Source organism: Streptomyces sp. NPDC054840 (genome assembly GCF_053611065.1).
Window position 1 is genome coordinate 1 of record NZ_JBSGZP010000369.1, and the last position, 7326, is coordinate 7326.

Here is a 7326-nt window from a genome sequence, read left to right on the forward strand (position 1 = left end):
GCCTTCGGCCACCCCTTGACCGACCGTCCCGCCCCGGACATACGAAGAGCGCCGGAAATCAGGTCCTGACTCCGGCGCAGGCGTCGCCGTCGTAGCCGCTGCCGCGCGCCACAGCCCCCGCCCGCCGGGGCTCCGGCTGCCCCGCCGCCCCGCTGCCCCGCCGCGCCGAGAGGCCCGGCACATCGCGCCGCTCTGTCAGAGCGTGCCAGAAGGGTGGCCCGGCGGCTGGTTTCTGACGTACCGTCATATCCGCCCGCGCCGCATCTCGAAGCCGTCCCGAAGCCTCTCGAAACTCCCGAAGCCGTCTGTCCAGGAGGTCCGCCATGTCCGCCGACCGGCCCGTCGCGCTCGACGAATACCCCATCCACCAGGCGCCCTTGTCGATGAAGCATGTCGTCAGCGGTGACCGCAACGCCTACGACCGGTGCATCTTCCACGTCTTCGACCACGCCGGCCGCGCCGTCCTGATACTCGGCCTCGGCGTCTACCCCAACGCCGGGGTCATCGACGCCTACGCCACCTTCCGCGTCGGCGACGAGCTGCTCGCCGTCCGGGCCTCCGACGCCCTCACCGACGACCGGATGAACCTCTCGGTGGGACCCCTGTCCATCACCGTCGACGTGCCGCTCAAGCAGCTCACGCTGCGCTGCGCCCCCGATCCGGCCGACCCGCACGGGCTCTCGTACGACATCACCTGGACCGCCGGGTTCCCCGCCGTCTGGGAGCCGCACCACGTCCAGCGGCGCGGCGACCGCCTCATGCTGGAAGGCCGCCGCTTCGTGCAGGCCGGCCACGTCACCGGCACCATCAAGGCCAAAGGTGAGGAGTTCAGCCTCACGCCGGGGGAGTGGACCGGGACCCGCGACCGGAGCTGGGGCGTGCGGCCGATCCCCGGCGAGGACGGGGGGCGCGCGGCCGAGGAGTACCGCCCCGAGGGCTTTCACTGGCTGTGGATCCCGGTCCGTTTCGAGGACCGCTTCCTCATGGTCGTCGCCCAGGAGGACGCCGACGGCCACCGCACCCTGAACGAGGCGGTGCAGGTCTTCCCCGAAGGCAGCGGACGCCACGACGTCCAACTCGGCTGGCCGCACACCGAGATCCGCTACCGGCCCGGCAGCCGGCATCCCGAGCGGGCCGTGGTCCACCTGACCGACCCCTCCCGCAAGCCACTCGAACTGGGTGTGGAGATCCTGAACTCCTCCCCCCTCGCCGTCGGCGCCGGCTATCCGCCCGCCGGTGACTGGCAGCACGGCACCTGGCAGGGCCGTGGCTGGAACGACCGCCGCGTCTACGACCTCTCCGACCCCGCGGCCCACCCGATGGCGGCCTTCGGCGTGACCGACCACTCCGCCCGCTTCACCCTCGACGGGCGGATCGGCCACGGCATCTTCGAGCACGGCAGCTTCGGGCGCCACGACCCGAGCGGTTTCGCCGACTACTCCTCCGTCGCCCAGTAGGACCAGGACCCGTACGGCCGGGACCCGTAGGACCGGGACCCGCACAACCGGGACCCGTAGGACCAGGACCCGTACGAAAGGGGCTCAACCATGGCCACCGCACCACGTCCGCGCACCTCCACCCGGGAGCCCGAGGAGCTCGGCCGCCGCCTCGCCGCCTGGCTCGACACCAGGCTCCCCGGCGCGCGGATCACGAACGTCTCCGTCCCCGGATCCAACGGGATGTCCAGCGAGACCCTGCTCTTCGACATAGAACACCCCGACACCCCGCTGCGCGCCTGCGCGCTGCGGCTCGCCGCCGACCCGGCCGCCTACACCGTCTTCCCCACGTACGACATGCCGCGCCAGCACCGTGTGATGAGCCTGGTCGCCCAGCACACGGACCTGCCCGTCCCGCGCGTGCAGTGGCTGGAAGCGGAACCCGGGCCGCTGGGTGCGCCGTTCTTCGTGATGGCCCGTGCCGAGGGCCGGGTCCCGCCCGATGTCATGCCCTACACCTACGAGGGCAACTGGCTGCACGCCGCGACCGACGCCGAGCGCGCCGCCCTCCAGGAGGGGAGCATCTCGCTGCTGGCCCGACTGCACGACCAGTTCCCGTCCAAGGAGGCCGAGTTCCTCCTCCCCGACGGCGAGGGCACACCGCTGCGCCGGCACGTGGACGCCCAACGCGCCTACTACTCCTGGGTGGTGGGCGGGCTCACCCCGTCCCCGCTCATCGAGCGGGCGTTCGCCCGGCTGGAGGAACTGTGGCCCGAGGACGAGGGTCCCGCCGTCCTCAACTGGGGCGACGCCCGGATCGGCAACGTCATCTACGACGGGTTCACGCCGGTGGCCGTCCTGGACTGGGAGATGGCGGCGTACGCCCCGCGCGAGGTGGACCTCGGGTGGACCGTCTACCTGCACCGGTTCTTCCAGGACCTCACGGTCGGCTTCGGCCAGCCCGGCCTGCCGGACTTCCTGCGCCGCGAGGACTTGGAGCGCCGTTACGCCGAGCTCACCGGCCACACCCCGCGGGACATGGAGTTCCACACCCTCTACGCCGCCCTGCGGCACGGGATCGTGATGCTGCGCATCGCCTACCGGCAGGCACATTTCGGGGAGGTCGAGGTCCCGGCGGACCCGGACAGCCTGATCCTGCACCACGCCGCCCTGGCCGCCATGGTGCAGGGAACGTACTGGTAGGGAGTGGAGCTGGTAGGGAGCGGAGCGGCCGTCAGGCCGCTTGCGCGTGCTGCTGCCGCGTCTGCGCCTGCTGCCGCGGCAGCACGGGGCTCACCACACGGACCGGGCGCGAGCCCGGACCGCCGACGTGCGAGAAGGGCTGCGTCCGCCAGTCCAGGCCCTGGGGCAGGGCCGACAGGACGACGGGTTCGATCTCCTGCGCCTCCACCGGCTCGATCATGCCCACGGGGGGCAGCGCGTCGCTCGCGGGCCGGCCGGTGCCCGCGCACACGGTGAGGCCGAAGGGGTTCCACGGGGTCAGGCAGAGGGCGTGCTGCGGCAGGTACTCCTCGTCCGCGACGAGGGCGATCGACTGGCCGCAGTCGGGGCAGACCGCGTGGTGGATCTCGAACGCCTCGATCTCGTCGAGGTATTCGCCGTCCCCGCCGTCGTCCGGGTACGTACCGTTCCCGGGATCGAGCAGTTCCAGGGGCTCCGGTTCGGTGCGACCGGCGCGCTTGGTGTTCAGCATGGATGTACTCCCCCTTGGGTGGGCCGGGCGGGCAGGTTCTTCGGCCTCGGCCACAGCAAGCAATTCCCGTCGAGCGTCACGAGTAACCACAACAGACAGGCCTCCACCTGCATACCCCTGTGGCCTTGGTCACATGCCTGCCGCAGATGCCTCCAGTGGGCGGACAGCACTGGGCCTGGAGCGCCCTTGGGCCTTAAGTTGAGCGGCTATGAGCGCAATGGAGGAGCTGGACCGCCAGATCGTTGATCTGCTCGTGCGGGACGGGCGGATGAGCTACACGGATCTGGGCAAGGCCACGGGACTGTCCACGTCGGCAGTCCATCAGCGAGTACGACGTCTGGAGCAGCGCGGGGTCATCCGCGGCTATGCGGCCGTGGTCGATCCGGAGGCCGTCGGCCTGCCGCTGACCGCGTTCATCTCGGTCAAGCCCTTCGACCCGAGCGCTCCGGACGACATCGCCGACCGGCTGGCCGGAGTCCCCGAGATCGAGGCCTGCCACAGCGTCGCGGGCGACGAGAACTACATCCTGAAGGTGCGCGTCGCCACCCCCCTGGAGCTGGAAGACCTCCTGGGCCGCCTGCGCGCCCTCGCCCACGTCTCGACGCGCACGACGGTCGTCCTGTCCACCCCCTACGAGGCGCGCCCGCCCCGCGTCTGAACCGGGCCCGAGCGGGGACCCGGTGGTCGGACCGGGGTGGGCGACGCGGGACACTGGTCGGCATGACTGACCGCACCGCCCACTCCGCCGATGCCGCCGGAGCACCGACCAGGACCGTTCTCCTCCGCGGGGGCGAGGTGCACAGCCCCGCCGACCCCTTCGCCACCGCGATGGTCGTCGAGCGCGGCCGCATCGCCTGGGTCGGTTCCGAGGGCGCCGCCGATGCCTTCGCACAGGGCGTGGACGAGGTCGTCGACCTCGCCGGCGCGCTCGTCACGCCGGCCTTCACCGACGCGCACGTCCACACCACCTCCGCGGGCCTGGCCCTCACCGGCCTGGACCTCTCCGGGGCGCCCACCCTGTCCGCCGCCCTGGACCTCGTACGCGCGTACGCCGCGAGCCGCCCGGCCGACCGGGTGCTCCTCGGACACGGCTGGGACGCCGCCCGCTGGCCCGAGCGCCGGGCCCCGCACCGCTCCGAGCTCGACGAGGCCACCGGCGGCCGCCCGCTCTACCTCAGCCGCGTCGACGTGCACTCGGCCGTGGTCACCACCGCCCTGCTCGCCCTCGTCCCGCAGGTGCGGCCCGAAGGCGACCGGCCGCTGACCGGTGACGACCACCACGCCGTACGGCGGGCCGCGCTGGCCGCCGTCACCCCCGCCCAGCGTGCCGAGGCCCAGCGGGCCGCCCTCGACCGGGCCGCCTCCCTCGGTATCGGCTCCGTCCACGAGTGCGGCGGGCCCGAGATCTCCTCCGTGGAGGACTTCACCGGCCTGCTCGCCCTGGCAGCCGAGCGGCCCGGCCCGCGCGTCTTCGGGTACTGGGCCGACCGGGACCTCGACCTGACCAAGGAGCTCGGGGCCGTCGGAGCCGCCGGAGACCTGTTCGTCGACGGAGCCCTCGGCTCGCACACCGCCTGCCTGCACGCCCCGTACGCGGATGCCGAGCACACCGGCACCGAGTACCTCGACGCGCACGCCGTCACCGAACACGTGGCCGCCTGCACCGAGGAGGGTCTCCAGGCGGGATTCCACGCCATCGGGGACGCCGCGATCACCGCCGTCGTCGAGGGCGTCCGGGCGGCGGCCGAGAAGGTCGGCCTGGCCCGCGTCCGCGCCGCCCGGCACCGGGTGGAGCACGCGGAGATGATGACGCCCGCCACGGTCGCGGCCTTCGCGGAGCTGGGGCTGACCGCCTCGGTGCAGCCCGCGTTCGACGCGGCCTGGGGTGGCGAGGACGGCATGTACGCCGACCGGCTCGGCGCCGGGCGGGCCCGTACCCTCAACCCGTACGCGGCCATGCTCAAGGCCGGTGTCCCGCTGGCCTTCGGCTCGGACGCGCCGGTCACCCCGCTCGACCCGTGGGGCACCGTCCGGGCGGCGGCCTTCCACCGGACGCCCGAGCACCGGATCTCCGTACGGGCCGCCTTCACGGCCCACACGCGGGGCGGCTGGCGGGCGCTGGGCCGCGACGACGCGGGCATCCTCGTCCCCGGCGCGCCTGCCGACTACGCGGTCTGGCAGACGGGTGACCTGGTCGTCCAGGCCCCCGACGACCGGGTCGCCCGCTGGTCCACCGACCCCAGGTCGGGCACCCCCGGACTGCCCGACCTGACCCCCGGATCCGCCCTGCCGGTGTGCCTCGCCACCGTCGTCGGCGGCCGGGAGGTATTCGTACGCCCACAGGGGTGATCCGGCGTGCCTCGGTTCGGTACGGGCGGTCGGACCCGGATAGGTTCGGCCGGGTCCACCACAGGAAGTCCGTGCCGGACGACTCCGTCTGCGCAGCGCGCCCGCGCCTCGGGGGCGAGGGAAGGTTCCGCCGGGCGGCGGGTGGCCCCGGGTCGGGGTCTGCGGTCCAGTAGACAACGGTCACGGCGGCCCGCGGCCAGCGGGCGTCCGACCGGCCCGAAGGACCGCGGGCCCCGGCCACTGTTCTAAAGTCATCCTCTGCGACCAGACGTACAGGACGTGCAAGAGCACAAAAGGGGACTCAGTGAGCGACGGCGGACAGCGGACCTACGGACCGCTCGGTACGGCCTTGGTGATCATTCCGACCTACAACGAGGCGGAGAACATCGGGCTGATCGTCGGGCGTGTGCGCGCGGCTGTGCCCGAGGCCCACATCCTCATCGCGGACGACAACAGCCCGGACGGCACCGGCAAGCTCGCCGACGAGCTGGTGGCGGGCGACGACCACGTCCACGTGCTGCACCGCAAGGGCAAGGAGGGGCTGGGAGCCGCCTACCTGGCGGGCTTCGTATGGGCCCTGGAGCAGGGCTACGGGGTGATCGTCGAGATGGACGCCGACGGCTCCCACCAGCCCGAGGAGCTGCCCCGCCTGCTGACCGCGCTGGCCGGCGCGGACCTGGTCCTGGGCTCCCGCTGGGTGCCGGGCGGACGGGTGGTGAACTGGCCCAAGAGCCGCGAGTTCATCTCGCGCGGCGGTTCGACGTACTCCCGGCTGATGCTGAACCTCCCGATGCGGGACGTGACCGGCGGCTACCGGGCCTTCCGCCGGGAGACCCTGGAGGGCCTGGGCCTGGACGAGGTGGCCTCGGCGGGCTACTGCTTCCAGGTCGACCTGGCGCGCAGGGCCGTGCAGAAGGGGTTCCGCGTGGTGGAGGTACCCATCACGTTCGTCGAGCGTGAGTTCGGCGACAGCAAGATGAGCAAGGACATCCTGGTCGAGGCGCTGTGGCGGGTCACCCAGTGGGGTCTCAAGGCCCAGGCCTCCAAGCTGCTCGGCAAGGACAGTGGCAAGGACGCCGCCAGGGACAGCGGCAAGGACGCCGCCAAGGACAGTGGCCCGGGGACCGGCGAGCCGGGCGAGGGGGCCTGACGGGCCGGACACCCTTAGGGGAGGTCCGGTACCTCCGGCTGAGGTCGCTTTTATGCGGGCCCAGGCACACTGGACGCCATGACGACCGGCATGTCCACGGCCCCCCGGCGGCGCTCGCCCGCCCGTACGTTCCTCCCCCTGGCGATCGCCGCCTGGCTGATCCTGGAGATCTGGCTGCTCACCGTGGTCGCGGACGTGGCCGGCGGGCTCGCCGTGGCCGCGCTGCTCGCGGGGGGCATGATCCTGGGCGCGGTGGTGATCAAGCGGGCCGGGCGGCGTGCCTTCAGGAACCTGGCGAGCACCTTCCAGCAGGCGCAGCAGGGGCGGCAGCCCACTCCACAGCAGCCCGGCCAGGGCAACGGCCTCACGATGCTGGCGGGTCTGCTCCTGATGCTCCCCGGCCTGCTCTCCGACGTGGCGGGTCTGGTTCTGCTGCTGCCGCCCGTCCGGGCCTGGATCGGCCGCAGGGCGACCCGCTCGCTGGAGCGGAAGATGGCCTCGGTCCCCGCCGGCAGCTTCGGTGACGCCTTCCAGCAGGCCCGTATCCACTACCCCGACGGCAAGGTCGTCCAGGGCGAGGTGGTCCGCGACGACGGCCCGGGGCAGCAGGACGGCCCGGATTCCGCGTACCGCCCGCCGCTGACCCCGTAGCCGCGCGGGCGTCCGTAGGCGTAGGA

General features: G+C 72.8%; 7 protein-coding genes. 6 read left to right on the plus strand and 1 reads right to left on the minus strand.

Annotated features, from left to right (window positions below):
* Positions 1 to 323: 323 nt before the first annotated feature.
* Both ACWGIU_RS23915 and ACWGIU_RS23920 read left to right on the plus strand, forming a co-directional pair.
* Positions 324 to 1457 carry a hypothetical protein gene (locus ACWGIU_RS23915; protein ID WP_453708911.1) on the plus strand — a complete coding sequence of 378 codons (1134 nt, stop codon included), beginning with the start codon at positions 324 to 326 and terminating at the stop codon, positions 1455 to 1457.
* Positions 1458 to 1547: 90 nt separating this feature from the next.
* A complete protein-coding gene (locus tag ACWGIU_RS23920) occupies positions 1548 to 2639 on the plus strand; it encodes a phosphotransferase family protein (RefSeq protein ID WP_453708913.1) in 1092 nt (363 codons plus the stop codon).
* 31 nt (positions 2640 to 2670) lie between these two features.
* Here the strand turns inward: ACWGIU_RS23920 and ACWGIU_RS23925 are convergent, their stop codons facing one another.
* Positions 2671 to 3150, minus strand: a complete 480-nt coding sequence (locus tag ACWGIU_RS23925; RefSeq protein ID WP_453708915.1) for a hypothetical protein — start codon at positions 3148 to 3150, stop codon at positions 2671 to 2673.
* A gap of 217 nt (positions 3151 to 3367) precedes the next feature.
* Here ACWGIU_RS23925 and ACWGIU_RS23930 point away from each other — a divergent pair, with 217 nt between their 5' ends.
* The 4 genes from ACWGIU_RS23930 (at position 3368) to fxsA (ending at position 7300) form a co-directional block, all read left to right on the plus strand.
* Positions 3368 to 3808: an Lrp/AsnC family transcriptional regulator gene (locus tag ACWGIU_RS23930; protein WP_030011705.1), complete on the plus strand. Its 441-nt coding sequence runs from the start codon at positions 3368 to 3370 to the stop codon at positions 3806 to 3808.
* A gap of 62 nt (positions 3809 to 3870) precedes the next feature.
* Positions 3871 to 5499: an amidohydrolase gene (locus ACWGIU_RS23935; RefSeq protein WP_453708916.1), complete on the plus strand. Its 1629-nt coding sequence runs from the start codon at positions 3871 to 3873 to the stop codon at positions 5497 to 5499.
* A 304-nt stretch (positions 5500 to 5803) separates the two neighbouring features.
* Positions 5804 to 6649, plus strand: coding sequence for a polyprenol monophosphomannose synthase (locus ACWGIU_RS23940; protein WP_453708918.1), 846 nt, complete (start codon positions 5804 to 5806; stop codon positions 6647 to 6649).
* A 78-nt stretch (positions 6650 to 6727) separates the two neighbouring features.
* On the plus strand, positions 6728 to 7300 hold the full coding sequence (gene fxsA, locus ACWGIU_RS23945) for an FxsA family membrane protein (RefSeq protein WP_453708920.1): 573 nt from the start codon (positions 6728 to 6730) through the stop codon (positions 7298 to 7300).
* The last annotated feature ends 26 nt before the right edge of the window (positions 7301 to 7326 follow it).